Origin of the sequence: Actinokineospora sp. UTMC 2448 (genome assembly GCF_024760565.1) — a bacterium.
GTDB lineage: Bacteria > Actinomycetota > Actinomycetes > Mycobacteriales > Pseudonocardiaceae > Actinokineospora > Actinokineospora fastidiosa.
The window spans coordinates 3,203,861-3,229,051 of record NZ_CP031087.1 but is presented as its reverse complement, the minus strand read 5'-3'; the positions used below and the strand labels follow the sequence as shown (position 1 = coordinate 3,229,051).

Genomic DNA, 25,191 nt, shown 5'->3' with positions numbered 1-25,191 from the left:
CTCCGGGGGTCGTTCGCCGGTCAGGCGGCCCGGCAGGTCAGGCTCGGCCAGGTCCAGTTGCCGCCGTGCATGACGGTGAAGCCGAACGTGTTGCCGTTGCCGTTGGGCCGGGCGGTCATGACGTTGCCGCTGGAGTCCCAGGTCGGGGTCGTGTTCCAGGTGGCGATGATCCGCTGCGGGTAGCGCACCGTCACGGTCACGACCCAGTTGTCGGTCCCGGTCACGGTGACGTTCCCGTTGAACCGGTCGCCCCACTTCTGGCCTTCGGAGTAGGTGGCCGTGCAGCCCCCGCCGGGCGGGGTCGTGGTCGTGGGCGGGTTCGAGGTGGGCGGCGTGGTGGTGGGCGGGTTGCCGGGGTCCGCGGCGTTCAGGGTCTCCAGGACGGCGTGGTAGGCGGCCTTCTTGTTGCCGGAGCCGTCGAAGAGCAGCGGGGTGCCGTACGAGCGCCACGAGTCCGTGTCGCGCACGCCCCACACGGTGATGCCGGTGCAGCGCGAGACCGCCAGGCAGGCCTGGGTGACGCCGCGGTACTGCTCGGCCTGCGACGTGCCCGACCCCTCGATGTCCAACTCGGTGATCTGCACGTCGACGCCGAGGTTGGCGAAGTTCTGCAGGGTGGTGTGGTAGTTCGACGGCACGGGGTTGCCGCTGTTGAAGTGCGCCTGGAAGCCGACGCAGTCGATGGGCACGCCGCGGGCCTTGAAGTCCTGGACCATCCGGTAGACGGCCTGCGTCTTGGCGTGGGACCAGTTGTCGGTGTTGTAGTCGTTGTAGCAGAGCTTGGCGCCGGGGTCGGCGGCGCGGGCGGCGCGGAAGGCGGCCTCGATCCAGTCGTTGCCGGTGCGCTGGAGGTTGGAGTCGCGGCGGGCGCCGCTGGAGCCGTCGGCGAAGGCCTCGTTGACCACGTCCCAGGAGTGGATCTTGCCGCGGTAGTAGGTCGCCACGCGCGTGACGTGGTTCAGCATCGCCTGCCGCAGGGCGGAGCCCTCCATGCGCGCCATCCAGCCCGGCTGCTGGGAGTGCCAGGCCAGCGTGTGCCCCCGGACCTTCTTGCCCTGCTGCAGGGCGAGGTTCACGATCCGGTCGGCGTTGGTGAAGGTGAACTGGTTCTGGTTGGGCTCGGTCGCGTCGAGCTTCATCTCGTTCTCGGCGGTCACCGAGTCGAACTCGCGGCCGATGATCCCGGTGTACGTCGAGTCGGACAACCGGCCCGCCGCCACGGCCACCCCGAAGTAGCGGCCGGAGATGTTCGCCGCCCCGGCCAGCGTGGTGGCGCTCGCCTCGACGGCGGCGTCGTCGGCGACGGCGCCCCCGCCGACCGCGGTCATCGTCCCCAGCGCGGCCACGGCCGCGACCGCCAGTCCCACCGCCAGCCCGCGGCTCCTGAATTGCTGTGCACTCGTACTCACCACTACACCTCGCACGGATTCGGCCGGAATTCGACACTGAGCGCGACCGAAACATTCGGTCAACATCTCGAAACATTCTGGATTGTAAGCCGCCGGAGTGGCGGACGAAATGTCGTGCGCGGTTTTCGAGAATTCTTCGGACTTTCGTAGGAGGAATGACTTTCCCGGGCGCTCATTCGAGCCCGTCCGCTCGGCGGAGCCAGCCGCACCGGTTCTGGCGCGCCGTGGGAGACCGAAGTCACTCCGCTGGGCGGGCACGCATGGCCTGGAGCCGCAGGGAAGTTCACATAGTGGAACGGCGGCTCGGCGATTCCGGAAGCGGCGGGGGCGGGTGCGAGCATCGCGGCATGGACAGCGCGCCGGTCACGACGGGAGGGCACATGCGGCCCCCCTGCGCGGCCCGCTGACCGAGGTCCGTCCCCGGGGGCTTCCCGCCCGATCGAGCGCGCCCGTCGTCCCCCCTTCCCGTTCCAGGAGGTCGTCCTTCCATGTCCACAGCCCAGTCCCCCAGCCCGAGGCGGTCATGACCGACGGGATCGTGCTGACCGGGCTGCGCAAGGTGTACCCGCTGCGCGGCGGGGACGTCGTCGCGCTGGACGGGATCGACCTGCGGGTGCCGCGGGGCGCCATCCACGGCATCGTCGGCGAGTCCGGGGCGGGGAAGTCGACCCTGGTGCGCTGCGTCACGGCGCTGGAGCGGCCGACGTCCGGCAGCGTGCTGGTCGACGGGGAGGCGGTCGGCGCGGCGGGCGAGCGCGACCTGCGCCGGGTGCGCCGCCGCATCGGCATGGTGTTCCAGCAGGTCAACCTGTTCGACTCGCGCACGGCGGCGGAGAACATCGCCTACCCGCTGCGGATCGCCAAGGTCCCGGCGGCGCGCAGGCGCGAGCGGGTGGCCGAGCTGCTCGACCTCGTCGGCCTCGCCGGGCGCGGCGGGTCCTACCCGGCCCAGCTCTCCGGCGGGCAGAAGCAGCGGGTCGGCATCGCCCGCGCGCTGGCCGCCGACCCGTCGGTGCTGCTGTGCGACGAGCCCACGTCCGCGCTCGACGCGGCGACGACCCGGCAGATCCTGGCGCTGATCCGCGACGTGCGCGACCGCGTCGGGGTGACCGTGCTGATCATCACCCACGAGATGTCCGTCGTGCGCGAGGTCTGTGACTCCGTCTCGCTGCTCGACCGGGGCCGGATCGTCGAGCACGGGCCGATCGGCGAGGTCGTCGGCAGGCACGGGACCCGGTTGGCGCGCGAGCTGATCCCGCTGCCGGTGACCGCCGACAGCACCGCGGTCGAGGCGGCGTTCGCCGTCGAGCACACCGGGGAGGTCTTCCGCGCCATCGGCGGGATCGACGGCGTCGCCGTCGCCGCGGGCACCGTCGAGACGCTGGGCGGGGTCCGGGTCGGCAGGCTGCGCCTCGACGTGGCGCCCGACCGCCGCGCCGCCGCACTCGCCGCGCTGCGGGAGGCGGGCCTGCACGTCACGGTCGCGTCCGGCGAGGAGGCAGCCTGATGGGCGACTGGCTCTCCGACCTGTTCAGCAACCCCGCGATCACCGACCGGCTGCCGGAAGCGACGCTGGAGACGCTGCTGATGGTGGGCTGGTCGGCGCTGCTGGCCGCGGTCGGCGGACTGCCGCTGGGCCTGTGGCTGCACACCACCGGCCCGGGCGGGCTGCGGCCGCGGCGCTCGGTCAACGCGCTGCTGTCGCTGGTGGTGAACGTCGGCCGGTCGCTGCCGTTCATCATCCTGGCGATCGCGCTGATCCCGTTCACCCGCTCGGTGACCGGCTCGGCGCTGGGCTGGCAGGCCGCGGTCGTGCCGCTGACCGTCGGCGCGATCCCGTTCTTCGCCCGCCTCGTCGAGAGCGCCGTGCGCGAGGTGCCCGCAGGCAAGGTCGAGGCCGCGCAGCTCGCCGGGGCGTCGCGGGCGCAGATCCTGACCGGGGTCCTGGTCCGGGAGTCGCTGCCCGGCCTGGTGTCCGGCTTCACCGTGACGGTGATCGCCCTGGTGTCGTACTCGGCGATGGCGGGCGCGATCGGCGCGGGCGGGCTCGGCTTCCTCGCCATCAGCTACGGCTACAACCGCTTCCAGTCGGACGTGATGATCGTGTGCGTGATCGTCATCGTGCTGCTGGTCCAACTCCTGCAAACCGCGGGCGACCTCATCGCCCGCGCTGTCGACCACCGGTGAGACCCACCACCCGTCAGAGAAGGAAACCCATGCGCAAGGCCATCAGCACCACCGCGCTATCCGTCGCCGCCGCTCTGGCGCTGACTGCGTGCGGTTCCGAGGAGCCCGCCGCGGGCGACGCCACGCTCTCGGTCGGCGCGAGCATCACCCCGCACGCGGAGATCCTGAAGTTCGTGCAGGAGGAGCTGGCCCCCAAAGCGGGCATCGAGCTGGAGATCGTCGAGTACGAGGACTACGTGCTGCCGAACGAGAACCTCGCCGACGGCACGCTCCACGCCAACTACTTCCAGCACAAGCCGTACTTCGACGCCCAGGTCGCCGAGCGCGGCTACGAGTTCGGCCACTTCCCCGGCGTGCACATCGAGCCGTACGCGCTCTACTCGGGCCGCGAGGGCGGCAAGCCGCGCTACACCTCGACGAAGGACCTGCCCGACGGCGCGGTCATCGGGATCACCAACGACCCGTCGAACCAGGCCAGGGCCCTCAACCTGCTGGTCAAGGACGGCCTGATCACCCTCAAGGACCCCGCCGACCCGGCAGCGTCGGTCCTCGACGTCCAGGACAACCCGAAGGGCCTGCGGTTCCAGGAGGCCGACCCCGCCTCCCTGGCCCGCACCCTGGAGGACGTGGACGCCGCGATCATCAACGGCAACTACGCCCTTGAGGCGGACCTCAGCGCCACGAACGACTCCCTGCTCGTCGAGTCCGGCCAGGACAACCCGTACGCCAACTTCCTGGCCTACCGGAAGTCGGACGAGGGAAACGCGGCCCTGACCACCCTCGACCGCCTGCTGCGCTCCCCCGAGGTCCGCGGCTTCATCCAGCAGCGCTGGCCGAACGGCGAGGTCCTGCCCGCCTTCTGATCCGGGACGCCGGGCGCCAGCCCGGTAGGGCTGGCGCCCGGATATCCTCGGTTTCACCGAGGGCGGACGGAGGCGCGATGGCCACGAGTGATCCGCACATCCACGTCGACCGGCGGGTCCTCCACGCACACCCCGCCATGCGCAACCTGATCTCGACCACCCTGGGCCGGGCCATCGACGCCCCCACCGTCGTCACCACAGGCTGCGGGCTCCAGGTGCCCTACGCGATGACCTCTCCCCGCCCGGAAAGCGTCACGTGCCTCGCCTGCCGCGACCACGCCCACCGCGAGCACCTGCGCTTCGCCGACCAGGTCGAGCGTCTGGGCCGCACCCCGATGCCCGGCGTGGACATCACCCGCGAGCAGCTGGACGACGCCGTGGCACACCTCCGGGATCTCGCGAGAAGGTTCTCCAGTTCGTCCGGCCGGTGACGCCCGTGCGCAAGCCGGAAGGCGACGTCCTCGACCGTGCCGCCGTCACGGTCGAGGACGCCGGGACTACTTCAGCCCGGAGTGCGCGATCCCCTCGATCACCCGCCGCTGGAGGGTGATGAACAGGATCAGGACGGGGGCCATCGCCAGCAGGCTGGCCGCCATGACCAGGGGGATCTGCGTGCTGCGCTCGCCCTGCAGGGTCGCAAGGCCGACCGCGAGGGGCATGTCCGTGCTGTTGGTGGTGACGACGAGCGGCCACAGCAGGTCGTTCCACGACCACAGCACCGTGATGATCGCCAGCGCGACGAGGCCGGGCCGGGTGAGCGGGAGCATCACCCGCCAGAACACCTGGAACGGGTTGCAGCCGTCGAGGCGGGCGGCCTCCTCCAACTCGGGGGGCAGCGCCGCGAAGAACTGGCGCATCAGGAACGTCCCGAACGCGCTGAACAGGCCGGGGGCCACCACGCCCTGCACCGTGTTCAGCCAGTCCAGCGACTCGACGATCTCGTACTGCGGGATCAGGTACACCTGGCTGGGCACCATCAGGACCGACAGCGTCAGCGCGAGCAGGACCCCGCGCCCGCGGAACCGCATCCTGGCGAAGGCGTAGCCCGCCATCGAGCACAGGACGAGCTGCGCGGCGGTGCGCAGCACCGTGATCAGCACCGACACCCAGAACTGGGACAGGAACGGCAGCCGCTCGAAGACCAGCGCGTAGGCGGCGAGGCTGGGCGCGGCGGGCAGCGTCGGCGTCGCGCTCGTCGCCTCGCTCTGCGTGGACAGGCTGAGGACGACCTGCCACACGAACGGGAACAGCATCGTCGCCGCGCCGACCGCGAGGACCAGGTGGGTCGGCCACGCCCGCGTGCGGTCAGACATCGTGCACCCACTTCCGCTGCAGGAGGAACTGGACGGCGGTGACGCAGGCGGTCATCACCAGGATGGCGATGGCGATCGCGGCGCCGTAGCCCTTCTCGTTGCTGGGGAACGAGGCCTCCCAGAACAGGTAGACCAGCGACTTCGTCTCCCGCATCACCGGGTTCGCCGTGCCGACCAGCGCGTAGAGCAGGTCGAACAGCTGCAGGCCGCCGATCACCGTCACGACGGTCACGAAGAACACCGACCGGCCGACCATCGGCACCGTGATCGCGAGGAACTGCCGGGCGGGCGACGCGCCGTCCAGCGACGCCGCCTCGTACAGCTCGCGGGGCACGTTCCGCAGCGCGGCCGAGAGGATGATGATGTTGAACCCGAGGGAGAGCCACAGCCCGAGCACCGCGGTGGCCACCAGCGACCAGCCGGGCGTGGACACCCAGTAGACGCCCTCGATCCCGACCAGGCCGAGCGCCCAGTTGAGGATGCCGTAGTCGCCGTTGTAGATGATCTTCCACACCTGGGCGACGGCGACCGGCATCGCCACGTACGGCAGGAAGAACAGCGTCCGGTACAGCGTCACGCCGCGCAGGCCCGGCCGGTTGAGCAGTGCGGCCAGCACCAGCGCGATGGGCACGCCGAGCAGGACGATGGCGGTGTAGGCCAGGGTGTTGAGCGCGGCGCGGCCCAGCTCCGGGTCGGTCACCAGCCGCGCGTAGTTGTCGAACCCCACCCAGGTGGACCCGCCGAACACGCCCCACTCGGTGAAGCTGAAGTACGCGGTGCGCAGGATCGGCCACAGGTAGAACACCGCGACGCCGAACACCAGGGGCCCGACGAACAGCAGCGGCCACGCGCCCTGGCCAGCGCCGGGCCCGCGCCGCCGGGCGGGGCCGCCCGGGGCGGGAGCCGTGCGTCCCGCCCCGGGCGCGGTCGTGCCCGCGGTCACTCCTTCTCCAGCGCCTGGTTCATCGCCTCGGCCATGGCCCTGGCGGCCTCGGCCACCGGCTTGGCCCCGGAGAACGCGTCCGGCAGCAGCTCGGGCTCGAACTTGCCCCATGCCGCCGAGTTCTTGCTGACCGGGTACGGCACGGCGTAGTTCTCCGCGCCGTCGAGGAACACCCGCAGGTTGGCGTCGGGCAGCACCGTGAGGAACGAGTCCTGCGTGCCCTTGTGGGCCGAGATGACGCCGCTGAGCTCGCTGAAGGTCACGGCGGCCTCCTTGCCGGCCAGGTAGGTAAGGAACGCCTCCGCCGCTGCCTTGTTCTCGGTGTCGGCGCTGATGGCGTGCGCCAGCCCGTGGATGACCGTGGCCTGCCGCTTGTCGCGCGGCAGCGGGGCGACGGCCACGTCCGCGGCGATGGGACTGTCGGCGATCAGCTTGGTGTCCCAGGAGCCGGACCAGAACATGGCGGCGCGGCCGCTGGTGAACCGGCTCAGCGCGGAGGTGTCGGCGTCCTGCTCCAGGCTCGGCATCGCGTCGGCGGCGATCAGGTCGGCCCACACCTGCAGGCCGCGCGCGGCCTCGGGGCTGTCGAAGCCGGACCGCTTGCCGTCCGGGGAGATGACATGCCCGTCCGCGGCGGCGATGGTGTTGTAGTACGTCTGCTGCCCGCCGTCGACGAGGGTCGCGGTCACCCCGAAGACGTCCTTGGACTTCAGCTTGGCGCGGATGTCCTTGGCGGCCTGGGTGAACTGCTCGACCGTCCAGTCCGCCGCGGGCTCGGCGACGCCCGCCTCGGCGAACAGCTTCTTGTTGTAGAACACCGCGATGGTGTCGAAGTCCTTCGGGACGCCGTAGCGGACGCCCTCGTAGGTGTAGAGCGTGTCCAGCGCCTGCGGGTAGTTCGCCGGGTCGATCTTCCCGGCGTCGACCAGGCCGGTGATCGGGGCGAGTTTGCCGTTGCTGGCGTACAGCTGGAAGTTCGGCCCGTTCATCCAGAGCACGTCGGGCATGGTCCCGGAGCCCGCCTGGGTCTGCAGCTTGGTCCAGTAGCTCTTGTAGGGCGTGACCTGGACGTTGACCTTGACGTTGGGGTAGGTCCGGTTGAAGTCCGCGACCACCCGCTGGGTCGCCTCGGCGACGTTCTCGCCCCAGACCCCGTAGGAGATCTCGGCCGTGAGGTCGGCGGGGTCGGCGGGCTGCTCAGCTGCCGCGTTCCCGCCGGGGCCGCCGCCGCAGCCCGCGAGGGCGACGGACGCGGCGACGAGCGCGGACAGCACGGCGAGGTGCTTTTTCATCGGTGCTCCTAGTGGTCGAGCAGGGGGCGTGCGGGTTGGTGGGCGGCGAAGTAGGCGGCCACCTCGGGGGCGACCGGCGGGACGCGCTGCGGCGTCGACCCGGTGCGCAGGGACCGGGTCGCGGCGAAGCCTGCCGCGATGGCCTCGCGGGCGGAGACGGGATCGGTGTCGGTCGGCACGCCGTCCCGGACGAACCGCAGGAACTCGGCCATCGTCAGCGCGTCGGCGTCCCCGTGCCCGCCGTCGTCGCCGGTGATCGGGTAGGACCGGTCGCCGCCGGGGAGGTAGCCGGTGCGCTTGGTCCAGACCCTGACCTCGCCGCCCGCGCCGTCCCCGAAGTTCTCGATCCGGCCCTCGGTGCCGATGACGGTGTAGTTGCGCCAGTAGTCCGGGGTGTAGTGGCACTGCTGGTAGCTCGCCAGCACGCCGTTGTCCAGTCGCATGAGGACCATCGACAGGTCCTCGACGTCGATGTCCCGGTTCAGGTCGGTCTGGGCCAGCGGCGGCCAGTTGTCCAGGGAGAACCAGTCGCGCATGGTGCGGTCGCTGTTGTCGCGGCGCGAGTCGACGCGGCCGTAGACCGTCAGGTCCCCCATGGCGACGACCTCGCGGGTGACGCCGCCTGCCAGCCAGTGGACCACGTCGATGTCGTGCGCGCCCTTCTGCAGCAGCAGCGACGTCGTCTTGGCGCGTTCGGCGTGCCAGTCCTTGAAGTAGAAGTCGCCGCCGTGGCCGACGAAGTGCCTGCACCAGATCGACGTGACCTCGCCGATGTCGCCGCGCGCGATGATCTCCCGCATCAGCCGCACGACGTGCATGTGCCGCATGTTGTGCCCGACGTACAGCCGGGCGCCGGAGGCATGCGCGGCGGCGAGCACGCGGTCGGCGTCCTCGATGGTCGTCGCCAGCGGCTTCTCCAGGTACACCGCCACGCCCGCGCTGAGCAGCCGCTCGCTCACCTCGGCATGGGTGTGGTCGGGGCTGGTGACGATCGCGGCGTCGAGGTCAGGGCACGCGCGCAGCAGGGCGGGGACGTCGCGGTGCACCGGGATGTCGCCGAACCAGCGCGCGGCGCGCTCCGCGGCCCGGTCGTCGGGGTCGACCGCGGCGACCAGCCGCGCCCCCTCGGCCACCGCGTGCTCGGCGATGGGCGCCCGCGCGCCCACCCCGACGACGGCGATGGTCAGGTCCTTGATCACACGCTCTCCCCGCAGTAGTGAAAAGCAGTTTTCTTACTGTTGGGTGAGCAGGGTTGCCGAGATACTTGGTCAACTCAAGGGTTGAACGGGTGCGCGTTAGCCAACCGTGACCTGAATGGCCCCAGTTCTGCTGCGCGCTTTCACAACGCGGCGGGCAGGTGCTCGCGCGGCGAGTCCGGGTGCAGGGCCAGCGGCGGTGTGCTCACGTCCGAGCTGCCCAGCAGCGTGCCGCCGAGGGTGTCGAAGGTCCGCAGGACGCCGCCGAGCGGGACGTCGAGCTCGCCGAGCGCGTGCCCGACGATCGGGTACTCGAAGGGCAGGTCGAGCTGGGCGGCCACTTTCGAGCGCAGCATGGGGACCAGCAGGTCGGCGTAGCGGCCGAGCCGTCCGCCGAGGACGACGAGGTCGGGGTCGACGGCGGCGAGCAGGCCGCCCACCGCGGGCGCCATCCGGTCGGTCAGGTCCTCGGCGACCCGCAGCCCCTCCGGCCCGCCCGCGGCGAGCCGCGCGTCGGCCGCCTCGATGTGCTCCCACGGCCGCTCGTCGCCGCGCGCGGGCCCGGCGAGGACCCGCAGCGCCAGCAGCTCGCCCGCCTGGTGGTGGCGGCCGACGTGGACCCGCCCGCCGAGCACGATCCGGGCGGAGACGTGGAACCACGTGAGCAGGTACAGGCTGGTGTCGGCGAAGCGGGCCGCGCCGAGCGTGGCCTCGGCGGCCGCGGCGAGCACGAGGTCGTTCTCCACCGCGACCGGGCAGCCGAACAGCTCGCCCAGCCTGCTCGCGATGTCGACGTCCTGCCACTCCCGGACCGCGGGCGACCGGGCGAGCCTGCCGTCGTCGCCGACGATGCCGGGCACCGCCAGCGTGACGCCCGCCAGCGTGCCCAGCGGCAGCCGCGCCGCCTCGAACGCCCGCGCGACGTGCGCGCGCAGCGGCAGCAGGTCCGCCGAGCCGGTGCGCGGGCTGGCGGGTCCGTCGATGTCGGTGTGGACAATGTCGCCCGCCAGGTTCGCGATCGCCACGCGCTGGCGCACGTCGGACAGGTCCAGCCCGACCACGTGGTGCCGCTCGGCGCGGAAGCGGTACCGCCGAGCGGGCCTGCCGCCACCCGAACTCGGCGGGGCGGGCGGGACGTCGCCGTCCACCAGGCCGTCGGCCTCCAGGTCGGCGATCAGCGCCTCGACCGTCGGCCGCGACAGCCCGGTCCGGGTGGCCAGCTCACGGATGGTCGCCACGCGCACCTCGCGCAGCCCTTCCAGGCACCGTCCCCTCGGCGTCGTCGCCCTCAGCATGCACCGACCCCCGCGTCCATCCACCGGCCTCCACCGCCGAGCTTATGACCAGCGCACACCGTAGGCCGTGCGGGTCGCGCCCGGCACGCGCGCCCTCGGCAGGCGCCGGACGTCACACGCCGAGGAAGCGCGCCAGTGGCCAGGCGCCCTCCGACGTGTTCGCGATGACCGTGTGGGTCGTGCCGGACTCGGGCACGTGCACGCTCTTGAACGACACCCCGGCGTCGCCGCCGATCAGGATGACCGCGCCGCCGGTCTCGTGCAGCCAGAAGCCGAGCCCGTACCGCATCGACTCGGCGGGGACGTCGCTGCGCGGGCGCACCATCTCGGCCACCCAGTCCGGCGACACGATCCGCCCGGCGAACAGCGCCCGCCACAACGCGGTGACGTCGGCCGCGGTGGTGTAGATCCCGCCGTCGCCGCCGCCGCGGATGGGCAGGTGGAACACATTGGTCCGCCACTCCCCGTCGACCTGCAGGTAGCCGACCGCCGTGCGCTCGCCGAGCGAGTCGGACCGGAGGAAATCGGTGTCGACGAGCCCGGCCGGTGCGCAGACGCGTTGCCGCACCAGGTCGTGGAACGGCACCCCGCTCACCCGCTCGGCGATCAGGGCGAGCACGACGAAACCGCTGTTGCAGTAGGAGAACCGCTCGCCGGGCGGGAACTTCTGCGGATACCCGTCGAGCACCGGCAGGTATTGCTCGATGTCGAGCAGGCACTGCACCGGCACGGGCAGCACGTACGCGGAGAGGTCGGTGACGACATCCTCGTCGAAGTAGTCCCCGATCCCGGACCGGTGCGCCAGCAGGTGCTCGACGGTGACGGCGGCATCGATCAGCGGAAGGTCCTCCCCCAGCACCTCCCGCGCCGTCGTCGACAGCGTCAACAGCCCTTGCTCTATCAGGCTCACCACGGTCAACGCGGTGAACCCCTTGCAACCGCTGGCGATCGCGAACCGGGTGTCGACCGTGTTCGCGATGCCGTATCCCCGGTGGGCCAGCCCGTACGCCTTGGCGAACACCTGCCCGTCCCGATCGACCCGGACCACGCCGGAGAACCCGGTGTCCCGAGCGACGACGTCCAGCCCATCCTCCATCGGCCCACGATGACAGGGTGGGCGTGCCGAAGTCCCCCGATTTTCCGCGCTCTCCGGCACGTGGGCTAGCCCGTCGACACTCCCGACCTGGTGCGGGCGGACAGCAGGGCGATGCCGCCGACCAGCAGCGCCGCGGCGACCAAAGCGGCGCTGACCAGCAGCGGGGAGCGGAAGCCCGCGCCCGCGCCGATGGCCGCGCCGCCGAGGGCCGGGCCCGCCGCCGCGCCCACGTTGAGGGCGGCGGTGGCGAAGCCGCCCGCGAGGGTCGGCGCGCCGCTGGCCGCGTAGAGGGCCTGGGAGATCAGCGTCGAACCGACAGCGAACGACAGCGTTCCCTGGACGACCGTGCACACGAACGCCGCGACCGGGTCGCCCGCGGTCGTGGCGAACACGAGCCAGCCGATCAGCAGCCCGATCCCGCCGAGCCCGAGCAGCGCCGTCGGGTTGGTGTCGGCGTACCGGCCGCCGAGGGTGACGCCCGCGAACGAGCCGAGGCCGAACAGCAGCAGCGCCAGCGGGACCCAGCCCGACGGCAGTCCGGCCACCTCCGTCACCACGGGGGCGAGGTAGGCGAACGAGCAGAAGGTGGCGCCGTTGACCAGTGCCCCGAGCACCAGCACGACGATCAGGCGTGGGCTGCGCATCGCCCGCAGCTCGTGCAGCGCGCTCGGCGCGTTCCGGTCGGGCGCGGCGCCGGGGACCGACCGCAGGATGGCGACGAAGGGCGGCGCAGACAGGACCGCGACCGCCCAGAACGCCGAGCGCCACCCCCACAGCTCGCCGAGGTACGCGCCCGCGGGCACACCGGCGACGCAGGCGATGGTCACGCCGCCGACCAGGACCGCGGTCGCCCTGCCCTTGGCGTTCGCGCCGACCATGCCCGCCGCCGCGGCGATGCCCACGGCCAGGAAGCCCGCGTTGGCCAAGGCGGCGACCACACGGGTAGCCAGCAGGACGGTGAAGCTGTCGGTGATCGCGCCGACCACGTGCATCACCAGGAAGGTGACGAGAAAGGCCAACAGCGCGGCCCGGCGCGGCCAGCGCAGGCTCAGCACCGCCACCACGGGCGCGCCGACGACCATCCCGACAGCGAACGCGGAGATCAGCGACCCCGACGCGGGGATCGACACCCCCAACTCGACAGCGATGTCCGGCACCAGGCCGGACAGCATGAACTCCGACATCCCCATGGCGAAGACCGCCAACGCGAGGACATACACGGCGAAAGGCATCAAGAGGCTCCAGGAGACAGGGTCCACCGACGGCACCGGACGGCACGGCCGGCCCCGGTCGAATCCGGGGTGCGGGGCGATCGCGAGAACGGTGGCGGGACCGGCGAAGCCCGGACGGAGGGCAGGGCCCAAGCACGTCAGCGAGGCCGGAGGACCACTCCGCGGGAAAACCGGTTTCGCTGGCGGGACCGACGAAACCCGGACACGCCAACGAAGCCGCAGGCTGCTCGACCACGAGGTGGCAGACCGACGAACCCGGACGCGCCAACGAAGCCGCGGGCTGCTTGACCACGAGGTGGCAGACCGACGAACCCGGACACGCCAACGAAGCCGCGGGCTGCTTGACCGCAAGCGGCGGCGGGACCGGGAAAGCCGGACACGCCAGCGAGGCCGCAGGCTGTTCGGCCGCAACCAGTGGCGGGACCGGGAAAGCCCGAGCGAGCGCGCGGTCCGAACAGTCAGCGCCGGATGGGCGCGACAGCGGAGAGGGCCACCGTTCGGTGGCTACCTACTGGAGGCCTCGGGGCTGGACACGCCTCACAAGCTACAGCGCCCCTCCGACACCGTCCACCCGCGGCTCCCGTCCCGCGATCGTTCAGCGGCCCAGCAGCCAGCGGACGGGAGAAGCCGGATCGTCGCGGGTGATGGGGTCTATAAGGGTCAGTCATCCCCGGCCGGTGAACCCATCGGCCAGCACGTCGGCGAACACCGGCCCGGGATCGCAGACGGCCTCGTCGACCGGCACGTCACCGCTGCCGACCACCACCGTCTACGCCTGCACGACGGTCCCGATCACCGTCCCCGCGCGCAGGGGGTTCACGGTCATCCCCGGCTCGGCCACCCACACCCCCGATCACGGACACGCGCCCCAGTATGGAATAGCGCGGCGCGGGCGGGCGATCAACGGATAGCCTGGGCCTGTCCTAGCTGGGGGGAGGCCAGGATGACCCGTCGGTACCTCACCACCGCCAATCCCGTACGTGAACGCCGAGCCCCGCCTGGGCTTCGCGCTGGAGCTGGTGCAGGCCGACGTCATGGCCCGGCACTGGCGGCATCGCGGCCACGAGGTCCGGTTCCGTGGCGCCAGCGTCTGTCCACACTCGCCGGTCGTCCTCAGTCAGGTGGGGTGCCTCGGGGCAGGGTGAGGATGAAGGTGGAGCCGCCCGCGGCACGCAGGGTTCCGTTGTGGAGGGCGGCGTTCTCGCGGGCGATGGCCAGGCCGAGGCCGCTGCCCTCCGAGCCCGTCCTGGCCCGGTCGCCGCGGACGAAGCGGTCGAAGACGACCGGGAGGAGGTCGGCGGGGAGGCCGGGGCCCGCGTCGGTGACGGTGATCGACACCTGGGTGGGGTCGCGGCCGTCGATGGTGACGGTGATCGGGGGCGCGCCGTGGCGGGCGGCGTTGGAGAGGAGGTTGCGCATGATGGTGTGCAGCCTGCGCGGGTCGCCGACGACCGTGGCGTCGCCGGAGGTGGTGACGGTGACGGACTGGTCGGGGGCGGCCAGGGCCGCGGCGTCGGCGGTCAGGGCGGGGAGGTCGACGGGTTCGGGGCGGTAGTCGGCCGCGCCCGCGTCCAGCAGCGACATCTCCAGCAGGTCGTCCACCAGGGCGCTCAGGCGGCGCGCTTGGGCGGTGACCAGGTGGGCCGAGCGCTCGCGGTCGCCGGGGTAGGCGCTGTCCAGGCTCTCGGCGGCGGCCAGCATCGACGCCAGCGGGGTGCGCAGGTCGTGGGCGACATCGGCGATGAACCGGCGCTGCTGGCGCTCCTTGGCCCGCAGCGCGGCGATGGAGTCGCCGAGGCGGGCGGCCATGCTGTTGAAGGAGCCCGCCAGGTCGGCCAGCTCGTCGCTGCCGCGCACGGGCACGCGCACGTCGAGTTCGCCAGCGCCGAAGCGCCGCGCGGCGGCCGCGGCGACCCGGACGGGTCGCTGGACCAGGCCCGCCGCGAGCACGCCGATCAGCGCGGCCGCCACCGACACGACCGACGCCACGACGACGAGCCGCGTCCGCAGCCAGGCCAGCTCCCGGTCGATCTTGTCGCGGTTGTAGAACTCGACGAGCACGATGTCCGGGGACACCGTGCCCGCCACCGCGAACCACGCCCGGGGGCCGTCGTCGGCGGTGTAGGTGACCGGGTCGAGACCCTGGCGGGCGATATCGATCTCGTCCACCCGCAGGTCCCCCGGATGGCCGGGCGAGCCCGCGGCCGCGGTGTACCGGACACCGTCGGCCGCCGTCGCGCCGCGCAGGTCCACCACCGCCCACGCCACGCCGAGCCTGCCCTCCATGAAATCGGCGATGCGCTCCACTTTGGACGATCCGGGCGCCCCGAAGTGCCTCGCCGCCTGCTGGGCGTCCGAGCGGAAGCCCGCGAGCGCCGACGCGGCGAAGCGGTCCCACGCCGGACCGGACTGCATCTGGTAGGACAGCGCCGCGACCGCGATGGACGCCGCCACCGTGATCAGCATGACCGTCATCGCGATGCTCCCCCGCAGGCCGAGCCTCACGGCTTGACCAACCGGTACCCCAGCCCGCGCGCGGTGCGCAGCAGCGTCGGGTTGGCCGGGTCCGGCTCGATCTTGGCGCGCAGCCGGGCCACCGCGGCGTCGACCAGCCGCGAGTCGCCGGAGTAGCCGTAGTCCCAGACGTTGCGCAGCAGGGTCTGCCTGCTGAGCACCTGGCCGGGGTGGTCGGCGAACTCGATCAGCAGGCGCAGCTCGGTCGAGGTGAGGCCCAGCTCGACCCCGTCGCGGGTGACCAGCATGGCCGCGCGATCGATCACCAGGTCGCCCACCCGCGTCACCGGCGACGGCGCGGGCGGGGCGGCGGCCCGGCGCAGGATCGTCTTCACCCGCGCGTCGAGCACCCGGGGCTCGGCGGGCTTGACCACGTAGTCGTCGGCACCGCCCTCCAGCCCGACGACCACGTCCACCGGGTCGCCCCGCGCCGTCAGCAGCACGACCGGGACGGTGGCGCGGGCCCGGATGCGCCTGCAGACCTCGAACCCGTCGATGCCGGGCAGCATCACGTCGAGCAGGACCAGGTCGACCGGCAGCGCGGCGTCGAACAGCTCGGCCAGCGCCTGCTCCCCGGACCCGGCCACGGCGACGTCGTGCCCCAGGCCGCGCAGCGCGCGGGCGAGCGCCTCGGCGAGCGCCGCGTCATCCTCGACGAGGAGGAGTCGGGGCACCGTTGCTCCCTTCGGGTGAGTGGGGTGACCTGCACACGTATACCACCGGTCACCAGTGGCGGGCGGTCCGCGCCGCGCCCGGGTGGGGCAGCCGGACCGGCGGTAAGCCCGCCCTGCCGGGGTGGTGCTCGAAGTGCCACCACTCGTTGTCGTAGGTGCGGTACAGGTCGTACCGGCCGCCGTTGACCTCCAGCCAGCGGGCGCCCTCCACCGGCCGCACGTCCAGCGCCGTGCCCGCCACGTGCCGGGACTCCTCCGGCGGCAGCGCCCGCAGCCGCGCGGCCGCCGCCGACCCCGTGCGCCGCACCTCGGCGGCGAACAGCCGGTGCTGCTCCCCCGCGTCCCGGTGTCCCGAGGTGAGCCCGATCAGCACCCCGTCGCGCCAGAACGCCTCGGTCCGCGCCGCCGTGAACGCCGCGCGCGTCCCCGCGGCCAGCCCGGTCAGCGACTCCCGGGGGAACCGCAGGCCGAGCGCCCACTGGCAGGCCCGTCTGCGCCCACCGCCCGGCCCGACCGCCCAGGCGATGGGGAGCAGGACGACGGCGATGACGATGGTGGCGACGTGGAGCACACGCTCTCGCAAGATCCGCATGCCTGCCACGGTGCCCGCGCAGTGTGCGTCCACCTCCGCCGTTCTGTGACAGTTCGTCGACGAGATGAGACGGTTCCCCACGGAGTGCGGGGAACAGTCCGCCGACGGCCACTGCTGGGACCGGGACAGCGTTCACGGGCCTGCCGGGGAGAAGGTGCTCAAACTCGAAACCACCCGGGAGACCATGATCGTTCCCGTATGCTGTGGCGGGCCCGAGGGGAGTAGCGCGCATGCGGAACGAGAAGCCGGAACCGCTGTCGGAGCACCGGCGGGAACTGGTCCTGGCCGAGTACCGGGCGCTGCGCGACGAGAGCATGAAGCGGATGGACCACCGGGTCACCCTCCTGGTCAGCTCGCTGACCATCAGCGGCGCGATCCTCGGGTTCGGCGTGGAGCGCAAGGACGGCTCGCTCCTCCTGGTGGCCCCCGTCATGGCCGTGCTGTTCGGACTGCTGGTCCTCTACCACACCGCCATCGTCGCCGAGATCGCCCAGCACGTGGCGACGCGCATCGAGGCGCCCATGAACGCGCTCTACGACGGGGCGATGGGCTGGCACACGCGGCCGGAGCGGCAGAACCGCTTCCGCGGGCTCTCCCTCCTCCACCTCCCGATCATGCTGACCGTGCTGGCGCCGACGGTCGCGGCCCTCGTGCTGGCGTGGCAGTTCGACGGCTCGCTCGGCACGAAGATCCCGCTCGCCGTCCTCGACGGCGCACTCGTCGTCTACTACCTGGTCCAGTACACGAGGCGCATCAGCCGCTCCTCGGCGCGCGCCGACGGCAAGGCGGCGTAGTCGGCACCAGGATCGTGCGGAACCACGTGGTGTCTCGGTTCCGGTTCACACGATCGGTTGTCGGTGTGGCAGCGGGCCGGGGCGTTCTTGATGATGAGGGAGCAGTGTCCGCCTGAATGATGGAGGGTTTCGTGCGTACGGTTACCCGCTCGATCGCGGCAGTCGTCCTCTCCGTGCCGTTGGTCTTCGCAGGCGCGGGCGTCGCCGCTGCCGACAGCGGTCGCTCCAACGTGGCTGGCTACCAGCAGTCGAACGCCACCGCGGGCCCGGACGGGGCGGCGCGCCACCTGATCCTCAGCGGCGTCGACGCCGACGGCAACGCGTACTTCTACGAGGTCCAGTTCTACGCCGGGCCGGACGGCGCGGGCTCCCTCGGCACGACGGCCGTGGCCGGGCGCGACGGCGCGCACTTCCAGCAGTTCCACTCCCACGCCGGACCGTACAGCGCGGGCTCGACGCACACGTCGTCCAGCTCGGGGCGCTGACACCTCGCGACGGCGGCCGCGGCTCCACCGCGGCCGCCACAGCTAGTGAAACGGCCTCGGCGGAATCAGCGCCGCGCAGGTGATCACCAGTGCGGCCATGACCAACAGGACCAGCGCCAGGTCGAGGAGCGCGGCGAGCATGGTCACTCCCGGGAGGCCAGGGCGCGCGGCCGGTTCCCGGCGCGCAGGCTGGTCGCGGTGACCACGGCCAGGACGCCGATGATGACGGCCAGGGAGACCGCGGTCGGGATCTCCGGCACGGCTGGCCAGATGCCGTGCGCCCAGTGCAGCGTCAACTTCACCCCGATGAACGCCAGGATGACCGCGAGCCCGTGGTTGAGGTGGATGAGCTTGGCCAGCGCGGTGTGCAGCACGAAGTACAGCGCGCGCAGGCCGAGCAGGGCGAAGGCGTTGGTGGCGAAGACCAGGTAGGGGTCGTCGGTGATGCCGTAGACGGCGGGCACCGAGTCGATGGCGAACACCACGTCGGTCGCGAACACCGCCACCACGACCACCGCCAGCGGGGTCAGCGCCCGCCTGCCGTGCTCCCGCACGGTGAGCCGGGCGCCGTGGTACTCGTTGGTGACCGGCATCAGCTTGCGCAGGAACCGCACCGACCGCATCCGGGAGATGTCCGGCTCGGCCTCCGACCCGGACAGCGCGCTGTGCAGCATCTTCACGGCCGAGGCGAACAGGATCAGGCCGAACACCAGGAAGGCCCAGGTCCCGGCCGCGAGCAGCGCGGCGCCCGCCGCGATGAAGACGCCGCGCAGCACCAGCGCGCCGACGATGCCGTACAGCAGGACGCGCTGCTGCACGGCGGGCGGGACCGCGAACGCGGCCAGCAGCAGCATGAACACGAACAGGTTGTCCACGGACAAGGACTTCTCGACCACGTAGCCCGTCAGGAACTCGACGGCCTGGTCACCGCCGAAGTCCCACCACAGCCAGACCCCGAACAGCAGCGGGAGCGCCAGGTAGAACACCGACCACCCGACGGCCTCCCGCACGGACACCTCGTGCGGGCGGCGGGTCACCAGGAAATCGGCGACCACCAGCGCCAGCAGGACGATGATGCTGATCAGCCACAGCATGGGCGAACCGACGGAATGCGGCATGGAGACCTCCTCAAACGACTACGCGTTCGAGGTCTCCTTCACCCCTCCCGGGGCGGCCTCCCGAGGACATCCACGCTGTCCGTATTGACCGGGTAGACCCTGACGGAAGTACTCCCCTCGCGACCAGTATCACCAATGCGGGCCCGTCAGTAAAGCCGGGGTAAAGCAGTCGCTGTCACCCGAACGGGCGGAACGCCGCCACGTGCGCCGATCGAGTGACGAACATCGGCCGGAAAACCCCTACCGCAATGGCGGGGAAGACCCGTGGCGGCACGGATTGATAGACCGGTCCCCGGTTGAGCACGATCGGGTTTCCGGCGCCGAGAACGGCGCCGGGATGTCCCTGCGAGGACGGGTTCGGCGCCCTGCTGCTCCATTGCCGGCCCGGAAAGGACTGATCGTGCGAAAGACATCGAGGATGGCGCTCGCCCTGACGACGAGCGCCGCCGCGGCCCTGGTCGCGACGGCGGGGCCCGCCCTGGCGGCGCCGCCGCCGGATTCGGGGGAGGCGGGCATCCAGGTCGTGGGCGGCACCCGGGCCGCCGAGGGCGAGTTCCCGTGGATGGTGCGGCTGTCGATGGGCTGCGGTGGCGCGATGATCACCGACCAGGTCGTGCTCACCGCCGCGCACTGCTTCCGGTACTCCCCTCCGGGCGGCAGTGACCACACCTCGACCACCGTCACCTACGGCGTGGTCGACCTGCAGGACTCGCGGGCGGTCGAGCGCCGGGCGAGCTACCTGTACATCAACCCGGACTACTCCGACGCGAACGCGGGCGACTGGGCGCTGCTGAAGCTGTCCAGCCCGATCGCGGGCGCGGCGACGCTCCCGATCACCACCACCAAGGCGTACGACACGGGCACCTTCACCATCGCGGGCTGGGGCGACACCCGCGAGGGCAGCCAGACGGGCTCGCGGTACCTGCTGAAGGCCGAGGTGCCCTTCGTCAGCGACTCGAAGTGCGCCGCGGCGGGCGGGATCTACGACGGCCTGGTCCCCGAGCGGGAGATCTGCGCGGGCTACGACCAGGGCGGGATCGACACCTGTCAGGGCGACTCGGGCGGTCCGATGTTCCGCAGGGACGGCGCTGGCAACTGGATCCAGGTCGGCATCGTCAGCTGGGGCCTGGGCTGCGCGCGGCCCGGCAAGCCCGGCGTCTACACCGAGGTGAGCACCTTCGCCGCGGCGATCTCCCGCAAGGCCGCTGAGCTCGACGGCGAGCCGCAGCCCGGGGGCAAGGAGTTCGCGAACACGGACAACGTGACGATCCGCGACCTCACCACCGTCTCCAGCCCGGTCGCCGTCTCGGGCCTGAGCGGCAACGCCCCGTCGGGGCTGCAGGTGGGTGTGGACATCAAGCACACCTACCGCGGTGACCTGGTGATCGACCTCGTCGCGCCGGACGGCACCGCCTACCGGCTGAAGAACTCCTCCAGCAGCGACTCCGCGGACAACGTGATCACCACCTACACGGTCAACGCCTCAGCCGAGGCCGCCAACGGCACCTGGAAGCTCCAGGTCCGCGACGTCTACTCCGGCGACACCGGCTACATCGACGCCTGGAAGCTGGTCTTCTAGCGTGTTCCCCGCCCACCCCGCCGCCGTCCTGGCGGGGTGGGCAACGGGGCACCGGACGCGGACCAGATCACGCAGAGACCCGTTGCAGCACAGCATTTTTGGTCCAGCAACGGAAGATATCGCAGGAATACCCCGATCCCGGCTCACCCCGGTAGGGCGAAGCCCACCTGGCGGAGCATGCGGCGAAGGTAGGCGGTCAGCTCCGTGGCCGAGCGGTCGCCGGGCGCCAGCACCAGCTGATGCAGCACGGCCCCCCACATCAGGTCGATCACCATGTCGACGTCCGTGGTGGCAGGCAGCACGCCGTCCCGCTTCGCGCGGGCGAGGGTCTTCCGGGCACGTTCGCGGCGGGGCTCGAGGTGGTGGCGCCAGTACGTGGAGAGCAGCTCCGGGTGGTCCGGTCCGGCGCCGATCATCCGGGCGGTCAGCGCTCGCGCGCCGGGGTCGGCCAGCAGCTCACCCCACCGGGGCAGCAGCTCCTCGATCACGTCAAGCAGCGGACCGTTGACCTCGTCGACGGCACGGACCTGCTCGTGCATGGACTCGAGCGCGTGGGCGAACAGCTTCTCCTTCGAACTCCACCGCCGGTACACGGTCACCTTGGCCACGCCTGCCCGCCGGGCGATCTGCTCGATGCTCGTCCGCTCGACACCCCGCTCGATCAGGAGCTCGACGGCGGCCCGCAGGATCGCCTCGTCCGCCTCCGGGTCGCGCGGACGGCCAGGACCGGTGCGTGGGGAAGTCACGGGCGCATTGTGCCAACGCCCGGCGGCCGCAGCATCGCTGTCAGCCGATCCCGCAGCGCGGCCGGGTCGTCGCCGCGCCACGCGAGGTGCGCGTCCGGGCGGATGAGCAGCGCGTCTCCCTCCCCTCGCAGCCAGGCCACTTCGCCCAACGCTGTGCGGGCCACGGCCGACAGCTCGGCCGAGCCGCCGACCAAGGCCCATTCCGGGCCAAGCTCCGCGTGCAGCCGTGTCCGGGTTCCGTCGGTGCGCTGGTATTCACCGTCCGGGATGCGGTCACCGGGCCGGGGCGCCGGGCCGCGGCCACCGAGCGGGCCACGCCGGTAGGTGACCCACAACTGCGACGCCACCCGGGTAGCGCGGCGCTGCACGGCCGGGATGCCGAGCAACGGCACCACCACCCGGTCGCGGAGGAACCGCGTGAGCGCCGTCTCGCCGAGCAGCAGCCGCGTGTTCGCCGTGGTGTTGCGCAGGACGTCCGCCGCCAGCGGCCTGCGTTCGGCGCCATAGGTGTCGAGCAGTTCGGGGCCTGCCAGGCCGCGGACCACCAGGCCCAGCTTCCACGCGAGGTTCTCCGCGTCGCCGATGCCCGTGTTCATGCCCTGACCGCCGATCGGGCTGTGGATGTGCGCCGCGTCGCCCGCCAGCAGGACCCGGCCGCGGCGGTAGTCGGCCGCCAGCCGTCGGTGGATACGGAACACCGAGGCCCACACGGTCTCGCGGATGCCGATCTCCGACTGACCCGCGCGCTCGGCGAGGAGCTGCCGCAGCCGGTCGACGACCTGCTCGGGGGCGAGCCGCTCGCCATCGTGCGGCACGTCGGCCATGAGGCGCCAGAGGTCCGGCTCGCCGGGCATCGGCATGGCAAGCAGCATGCCGTCCCGGTGGTACCAGCCTGCGGAGACGCTGCGGTCGCGGTCCCAGTCGGCGCGGACGTCGGCGAGCAGGAACCGCTCGGCGACCGGCACGCCGGGGAAGTCGATCCCCGCGAGTTCGCGGACCGTGCTGCGAGCGCCGTCGCACCCGACCACCCAGTCGGCCCGCGGATTCTGGTCGAGGGACGTGACCTCGGTCCCCCAGTGGATGGGCACCCCCAGCTCGGTGAGCCTGCGGCGCAGCTCGGCCTCGATCGCGGCCTGCGACACGAACAGCGCCTGCGTGCGCTCCCGCCGGTCCGGCAGGAACCGCATGGTGGCGATCGGCCTGCCGCCGACGTGCATCCGCATGCCAGCGGGCTCGAGCGTCCGTTCCCGCAGGTCACCGAGGGCACCCAGTCGGTCGAGGACCTCGACCCCACGGGCGTGCAGGATGTTCGCCCGCGAGGTCTCGGCGGGCCCGGTGGCGCGGTCGACGAACCGCACCCCGACACCCTGCGCGGCCAGGCCGCACGCCAACGCCATCCCCGTCGGTCCCGCTCCCACGATCAGCACGTCCATGCGTCAATCATATACGTAGTCGTAGGCGTATCGTAATTGCTCGCTACGGCGCCTCTGGGGGCAGGGGGCGTGCGTCCCGGGGGCGATGCCGGGTCGGACCCGAGGGTGAGATCGGCGATCGGGGGTCCGACCACGGTCTGATCTTGCTTGTGCCCGAGGCCGCCGCACCCGCCCAATGAGGGGGTGCGGATTCTGGAAGTGCCTGCCACCGTCCACCGGGGAAGCTGGTTCCCCGGGCGGATCGTGGGCGGGGCAGCGCTGGTTGTGGGGCCCGTCGTGTGGTTTGCCGGGCTGCTGATCCGGTATCTGGCCGTCGACCACTCGACGTCCGATGTGGAGCCGTTGGCCGCGGTGGCGGAGTTGGCGGCGTATGAGCGGAATCCGGGATTGATGACGGCGGGCTACGCGCTGTTCGCCGCGGGGGCCATCCTGATGATGCTCGCTCTCGTCACCCTGGGGCGGCTGGCGGCGGGGCGGTGTCCGCGTCTTGCGACGGCGGGGGCCGTGTTCGTCGTGGTGGGGATCTGTGCGCGGGTCTACTACAGCGGGGTCGACCACACCGCGTTCCAACTGGTGGAGCGGTTGGGGGTCGAGGCGGCGACGCAGCTCGTGCGGGACGCCTATATGCCGATCTCCTATGGGCCGCTGCGGATTCCGGTGATCATCGTGGTGTTCTACTACCTCGGGCTCGCTCTCCTGGCCATCGCCGCGATCAGGTCCGGCACGGTGGGCGTCGTGCGCGGTGTGGTCGTGTTCGCGGCCGGTCTGTGGATGGGTGTGCTCAAGGAGGCGCACGTCCATGAGCTGGTGATCCTGGGGCTGCTGGTGGCGACCCTGGCGCCGCTCGGAGTCCGGGTGCTGTCGGCGGAGACCGATCCGGTGGACAGACCACGGCGGGTCAGTTGGCTCTGACGGAGGCGGGGGACGGTGTCCCCCGCCCGCACCATCAGGTCGGGTTGGCCTCCATGTGCTTGCGGAGGCTGAGCGGGCGCATGTCGGTCCACACGCGGTCGACGTGGGCCGAGCAGTCCTCCTTGGTGCCGGTGGTGCCTTCGGCGTGCCAGCCCGCGGGGATCTCGTGGTCGGCTGGCCACAGGGAGTACTGGCCCTCGTCGTTCACGAGGACCTGGTAGGTGATGTCGTCCCTCATAGCTGGACTTCCTCTCTCTGGTGGGCGCGCCCGGGATAGCGGCGCAGGGTGGGGTTGACGGTGACGAACAGCGTCACCACGGCCATGCCGATCACGCAGACGACGACGGCGTGGCGTGCGGTGAGGGTTTCGGCGAGGACGCCGCCGAGGGCGGGTCCGATGGCGGCGGCGGCGCCTACCGCCACGTTCATGACGCCGCTGAGCCTGCCGCGCATTTCGTCGGGGGTGAGCAGGAGTTGGTGGGTGGTGATGGTCGTGTTGGCGGTGGGGGCGAACAGGGCCATGGCGGCGAACACCGCGCCCATGAGGTAGCCGCCGGGCACCAGGAGGGTGAGCGGGGCCAGCGCGGTGAGCGCCCAGAACACCGCGGCGATCGCGATGTGCGGGCGCAGGGCGCGGTGCAGCGCGGGGGCGATCAGGGCGCCGAGGAGGCCGCCCACGCCCAGCATCGCGGCCATGATCCCGATCTCGCCCGCCGGGACGCCGCGCTGGTCGGCCAGGACGATGACGATGAGGTAGTAGGCGCTGAAGAACAGGTTGAGCACGACCGCGCACAGCGTCGTCACCCGGATCTCGGGGTGGCGGGCGACCCAGCGCACGCCGTCGCGGACCTCCCGTCCGAGACCGCGCAGCGGCGCCCGTTCGACCCGGCGCGGGGGCAGGCGCAGGAACAGCAGCGCGGTGAAGGCGATGACGTGGGTGACGAGGTCGAGCAGGAAGGGCACCCAGCGGGCGATGGCGAACAGCACGCCGCCGAGCGCGGTGCCCGCGAGCTGGCCGATCGACGACCGGGCCGAGTTCAGGGCGATGGCGGTCGCCAGCTGGTCGTCGGGGACGATGGCGGCGATGCTGGCGTCCTCGGCGGGCTCGAACAGCGCGCGGCACGCGCCCAACACCACGGCGACGAGCACCAGGTGCGGGAGTACGACGGCGTCCAGCAGCAGGACGGTGACGAGCGAGGCCAGCGCCGCCGCCTGCACGCCCTCGCACGCCAGCATGACCCGCCGCCGGTCCCACCGGTCGGCCAGCGCTCCCCCGGGCAAGCCGACGACGAACTGCGCCACGGCGTCCGCGGCGAGCACGACGCCGGACGCCACCGCGGAGCCGGTGACGGCCAGCACGAGCAACGGGAACGCGATGAGCGACGCGCTGAACCCGACCTCGGCGCAGGCCTGGCCGACCCAGAGGAGCGTGTAGTCGCGGTTGCGTCGGAGCGGGACGGTCATCGCCCACCTCGGCGGTCGGCGCCGCGCCTGTCGGCCTTGTGTCGCGGAGGGGCG

General features: G+C 72.0%; 25 protein-coding genes. 9 read left to right on the top strand and 16 right to left on the bottom strand.

The window, feature by feature from the left end:
* Window positions 1–20: 20 nt before the first annotated feature.
* Entirely contained in the window at window positions 21–1,328 is a 1,308-nt protein-coding gene (locus Actkin_RS14850) for a glycoside hydrolase family 10 protein (RefSeq protein WP_258907932.1), read from the bottom strand.
* A gap of 604 nt (window positions 1,329–1,932) precedes the next feature.
* Between Actkin_RS14850 and Actkin_RS14845 the strand changes: the two genes are divergently transcribed.
* From Actkin_RS14845 to Actkin_RS14830, 4 genes are all read left to right on the top strand, one after another.
* Window positions 1,933–2,916, top strand: coding sequence for a methionine ABC transporter ATP-binding protein (locus tag Actkin_RS14845; protein WP_258907651.1), 984 nt, complete (start codon window positions 1,933–1,935; stop codon window positions 2,914–2,916).
* Window positions 2,916–3,596 carry a methionine ABC transporter permease gene (locus tag Actkin_RS14840; protein ID WP_189214186.1) on the top strand — a complete coding sequence of 227 codons (681 nt, stop codon included), beginning with the start codon at window positions 2,916–2,918 and terminating at the stop codon, window positions 3,594–3,596. The genes Actkin_RS14845 and Actkin_RS14840 overlap by 1 nt, the downstream gene beginning before the upstream one ends.
* 29 nt (window positions 3,597–3,625) lie before the next feature.
* Window positions 3,626–4,459, top strand: a complete 834-nt coding sequence (locus Actkin_RS14835; protein ID WP_189214185.1) for a MetQ/NlpA family ABC transporter substrate-binding protein — start codon at window positions 3,626–3,628, stop codon at window positions 4,457–4,459.
* A gap of 77 nt (window positions 4,460–4,536) precedes the next feature.
* Window positions 4,537–4,890 (top strand): hypothetical protein, encoded by a 354-nt coding sequence (locus tag Actkin_RS14830; protein ID WP_258907650.1) that lies wholly within the window; start codon window positions 4,537–4,539, stop codon window positions 4,888–4,890.
* A gap of 66 nt (window positions 4,891–4,956) precedes the next feature.
* Here Actkin_RS14830 and Actkin_RS14825 read toward each other — a convergent pair whose 3' ends face one another.
* The 7 genes from Actkin_RS14825 to Actkin_RS14795 form a co-directional block, all read right to left on the bottom strand.
* Window positions 4,957–5,772 (bottom strand): carbohydrate ABC transporter permease, encoded by an 816-nt coding sequence (locus tag Actkin_RS14825; protein WP_189214183.1) that lies wholly within the window; start codon window positions 5,770–5,772, stop codon window positions 4,957–4,959.
* The gene (locus Actkin_RS14820; RefSeq protein WP_258907649.1) at window positions 5,765–6,715 is read right to left on the bottom strand and encodes a carbohydrate ABC transporter permease; all 951 of its coding nucleotides are present in this window, start codon (window positions 6,713–6,715) and stop codon (window positions 5,765–5,767) included. The genes Actkin_RS14825 and Actkin_RS14820 overlap by 8 nt, the downstream gene beginning before the upstream one ends.
* A complete protein-coding gene (locus Actkin_RS14815; protein WP_189214181.1) occupies window positions 6,712–8,007 on the bottom strand; it encodes an ABC transporter substrate-binding protein in 1,296 nt (431 codons plus the stop codon). Before Actkin_RS14815 ends, Actkin_RS14820 begins: the two co-directional genes overlap by 4 nt.
* Window positions 8,008–8,015: 8 nt before the next feature.
* On the bottom strand, window positions 8,016–9,206 hold the full coding sequence (locus Actkin_RS14810; protein ID WP_258907648.1) for a Gfo/Idh/MocA family protein: 1,191 nt from the start codon (window positions 9,204–9,206) through the stop codon (window positions 8,016–8,018).
* Between the two features lie 140 nt (window positions 9,207–9,346).
* Window positions 9,347–10,498, bottom strand: a complete 1,152-nt coding sequence (locus tag Actkin_RS14805) for an ROK family transcriptional regulator (protein WP_189214179.1) — start codon at window positions 10,496–10,498, stop codon at window positions 9,347–9,349.
* Window positions 10,499–10,610: 112 nt separating this feature from the next.
* A complete protein-coding gene (locus Actkin_RS14800; RefSeq protein ID WP_258907647.1) occupies window positions 10,611–11,594 on the bottom strand; it encodes a serine hydrolase domain-containing protein in 984 nt (327 codons plus the stop codon).
* Window positions 11,595–11,659: 65 nt separating this feature from the next.
* Entirely contained in the window at window positions 11,660–12,826 is a 1,167-nt protein-coding gene (locus Actkin_RS14795) for a Cmx/CmrA family chloramphenicol efflux MFS transporter (protein ID WP_258907646.1), read from the bottom strand.
* Window positions 12,827–13,806: 980 nt separating this feature from the next.
* On the opposite strand from Actkin_RS14795, the gene Actkin_RS32745 reads away from it, so the two are divergent.
* Complete coding sequence (locus Actkin_RS32745; protein WP_396122972.1) at window positions 13,807–13,971, top strand: class I tRNA ligase family protein; 165 nt, start codon at window positions 13,807–13,809, stop codon at window positions 13,969–13,971.
* Here Actkin_RS32745 and Actkin_RS14790 read toward each other — a convergent pair.
* Genes Actkin_RS14790 through Actkin_RS14780 form a run of 3 tightly spaced genes read right to left on the bottom strand, consistent with a single transcriptional unit; the run spans window position 13,940 to window position 16,606 of the window.
* Window positions 13,940–15,301: a sensor histidine kinase gene (locus Actkin_RS14790; protein WP_258907645.1), complete on the bottom strand. Its 1,362-nt coding sequence runs from the start codon at window positions 15,299–15,301 to the stop codon at window positions 13,940–13,942. The genes Actkin_RS32745 and Actkin_RS14790 overlap by 32 nt on opposite strands.
* Window positions 15,302–15,327: 26 nt before the next feature.
* Window positions 15,328–16,014 (bottom strand): response regulator, encoded by a 687-nt coding sequence (locus tag Actkin_RS14785; protein WP_189214175.1) that lies wholly within the window; start codon window positions 16,012–16,014, stop codon window positions 15,328–15,330.
* A gap of 49 nt (window positions 16,015–16,063) precedes the next feature.
* Window positions 16,064–16,606 (bottom strand): D-alanyl-D-alanine carboxypeptidase family protein, encoded by a 543-nt coding sequence (locus Actkin_RS14780; protein ID WP_189214174.1) that lies wholly within the window; start codon window positions 16,604–16,606, stop codon window positions 16,064–16,066.
* A 230-nt stretch (window positions 16,607–16,836) separates the two neighbouring features.
* Between Actkin_RS14780 and Actkin_RS14775 the strand changes: the two genes are divergently transcribed.
* Window positions 16,837–17,400 carry a hypothetical protein gene (locus tag Actkin_RS14775; protein ID WP_189214173.1) on the top strand — a complete coding sequence of 188 codons (564 nt, stop codon included), beginning with the start codon at window positions 16,837–16,839 and terminating at the stop codon, window positions 17,398–17,400.
* A gap of 131 nt (window positions 17,401–17,531) precedes the next feature.
* Window positions 17,532–17,885: a hypothetical protein gene (locus Actkin_RS14770; RefSeq protein ID WP_189214172.1), complete on the top strand. Its 354-nt coding sequence runs from the start codon at window positions 17,532–17,534 to the stop codon at window positions 17,883–17,885.
* 143 nt (window positions 17,886–18,028) lie between these two features.
* Here the strand turns inward: Actkin_RS14770 and Actkin_RS14765 are convergent, their stop codons facing one another.
* Complete coding sequence (locus Actkin_RS14765; RefSeq protein WP_258907644.1) at window positions 18,029–19,003, bottom strand: TerC/Alx family metal homeostasis membrane protein; 975 nt, start codon at window positions 19,001–19,003, stop codon at window positions 18,029–18,031.
* A 400-nt stretch (window positions 19,004–19,403) separates the two neighbouring features.
* On the opposite strand from Actkin_RS14765, the gene Actkin_RS32600 reads away from it, so the two are divergent.
* Window positions 19,404–20,582, top strand: coding sequence for a trypsin-like serine protease (locus Actkin_RS32600; RefSeq protein ID WP_309569135.1), 1,179 nt, complete (start codon window positions 19,404–19,406; stop codon window positions 20,580–20,582).
* Window positions 20,583–20,725: 143 nt separating this feature from the next.
* Here the strand turns inward: Actkin_RS32600 and Actkin_RS14750 are convergent, their stop codons facing one another.
* Window positions 20,726–21,328: a TetR/AcrR family transcriptional regulator gene (locus tag Actkin_RS14750; protein ID WP_258907643.1), complete on the bottom strand. Its 603-nt coding sequence runs from the start codon at window positions 21,326–21,328 to the stop codon at window positions 20,726–20,728.
* Entirely contained in the window at window positions 21,325–22,761 is a 1,437-nt protein-coding gene (locus tag Actkin_RS14745) for an FAD-dependent monooxygenase (protein ID WP_258907642.1), read from the bottom strand. Before Actkin_RS14745 ends, Actkin_RS14750 begins: the two co-directional genes overlap by 4 nt.
* A 183-nt stretch (window positions 22,762–22,944) precedes the next feature.
* Here Actkin_RS14745 and Actkin_RS14740 point away from each other — a divergent pair, with 183 nt between their 5' ends.
* A complete protein-coding gene (locus Actkin_RS14740) occupies window positions 22,945–23,673 on the top strand; it encodes a hypothetical protein (protein WP_258907641.1) in 729 nt (242 codons plus the stop codon).
* A gap of 34 nt (window positions 23,674–23,707) precedes the next feature.
* Here Actkin_RS14740 and Actkin_RS14735 read toward each other — a convergent pair whose 3' ends face one another.
* Window positions 23,708–23,911 (bottom strand): MbtH family protein, encoded by a 204-nt coding sequence (locus Actkin_RS14735; RefSeq protein ID WP_258907640.1) that lies wholly within the window; start codon window positions 23,909–23,911, stop codon window positions 23,708–23,710.
* Window positions 23,908–25,137 (bottom strand): MFS transporter, encoded by a 1,230-nt coding sequence (locus tag Actkin_RS14730; RefSeq protein WP_258907639.1) that lies wholly within the window; start codon window positions 25,135–25,137, stop codon window positions 23,908–23,910. Before Actkin_RS14730 ends, Actkin_RS14735 begins: the two co-directional genes overlap by 4 nt.
* Window positions 25,138–25,191: the final 54 nt, after the last annotated feature.

Coding starts and splice junctions, on each gene's coding strand:
- Actkin_RS14850 (WP_258907932.1), bottom strand. CDS start 1,328: ATGACCGCGGTCGGCGGGGGCGCCGTCGCCGACGACGCCGCCGTCGAG.
- Actkin_RS14845 (WP_258907651.1), top strand. CDS start 1,933: ATGACCGACGGGATCGTGCTGACCGGGCTGCGCAAGGTGTACCCGCTG.
- Actkin_RS14840 (WP_189214186.1), top strand. CDS start 2,916: ATGGGCGACTGGCTCTCCGACCTGTTCAGCAACCCCGCGATCACCGAC.
- Actkin_RS14835 (WP_189214185.1), top strand. CDS start 3,626: ATGCGCAAGGCCATCAGCACCACCGCGCTATCCGTCGCCGCCGCTCTG.
- Actkin_RS14830 (WP_258907650.1), top strand. CDS start 4,537: ATGGCCACGAGTGATCCGCACATCCACGTCGACCGGCGGGTCCTCCAC.
- Actkin_RS14825 (WP_189214183.1), bottom strand. CDS start 5,772: ATGTCTGACCGCACGCGGGCGTGGCCGACCCACCTGGTCCTCGCGGTC.
- Actkin_RS14815 (WP_189214181.1), bottom strand. CDS start 8,007: ATGAAAAAGCACCTCGCCGTGCTGTCCGCGCTCGTCGCCGCGTCCGTC.
- Actkin_RS14805 (WP_189214179.1), bottom strand. CDS start 10,498: ATGCTGAGGGCGACGACGCCGAGGGGACGGTGCCTGGAAGGGCTGCGC.
- Actkin_RS14800 (WP_258907647.1), bottom strand. CDS start 11,594: ATGGAGGATGGGCTGGACGTCGTCGCTCGGGACACCGGGTTCTCCGGC.
- Actkin_RS14795 (WP_258907646.1), bottom strand. CDS start 12,826: ATGCCTTTCGCCGTGTATGTCCTCGCGTTGGCGGTCTTCGCCATGGGG.
- Actkin_RS14790 (WP_258907645.1), bottom strand. CDS start 15,301: ATGACGGTCATGCTGATCACGGTGGCGGCGTCCATCGCGGTCGCGGCG.
- Actkin_RS14780 (WP_189214174.1), bottom strand. CDS start 16,606: ATGCGGATCTTGCGAGAGCGTGTGCTCCACGTCGCCACCATCGTCATC.
- Actkin_RS14775 (WP_189214173.1), top strand. CDS start 16,837: ATGCGGAACGAGAAGCCGGAACCGCTGTCGGAGCACCGGCGGGAACTG.
- Actkin_RS14765 (WP_258907644.1), bottom strand. CDS start 19,003: ATGCCGCATTCCGTCGGTTCGCCCATGCTGTGGCTGATCAGCATCATC.
- Actkin_RS14745 (WP_258907642.1), bottom strand. CDS start 22,761: ATGGACGTGCTGATCGTGGGAGCGGGACCGACGGGGATGGCGTTGGCG.
- Actkin_RS14735 (WP_258907640.1), bottom strand. CDS start 23,911: ATGAGGGACGACATCACCTACCAGGTCCTCGTGAACGACGAGGGCCAG.
- Actkin_RS14730 (WP_258907639.1), bottom strand. CDS start 25,137: ATGACCGTCCCGCTCCGACGCAACCGCGACTACACGCTCCTCTGGGTC.